At 42.0% G+C, this 250-nt stretch carries 1 pseudogene; it reads right to left on the reverse strand.

Annotation, left to right across the window (positions count from 1 at the left end):
- A pseudogene (locus FC82_RS12580) lies at positions 1-250 on the reverse strand (hypothetical protein); the annotation flags it as partial.

Below are 250 nucleotides of genomic sequence, written 5' to 3' on the forward strand. Positions count from 1 at the left end.
GGATCGGCTTTGCATTCGCCAAAAAAGAGTTGTTTAGTGCCATCATGCTTTAAAACCCGTTGTAAGTGATGATTTTCTAACTGATCTAAGCTAAGCTGTCCCGATAAATAAGCTAGTCCTTGTTGATGCTCTTGGGGACTGAACACCTGTGGTGGATTTGCTTGCCACTGTTCAATTGTTTCAGCCTGACATGGCTTTAAAACAGGATCATAGTACATCACGGCTGTATAGGCTTGTTCCTGTTTAATCA

Origin of the sequence: Secundilactobacillus collinoides DSM 20515 = JCM 1123 (assembly GCF_001435975.1) — a bacterium.
GTDB lineage: Bacteria > Bacillota > Bacilli > Lactobacillales > Lactobacillaceae > Secundilactobacillus > Secundilactobacillus collinoides.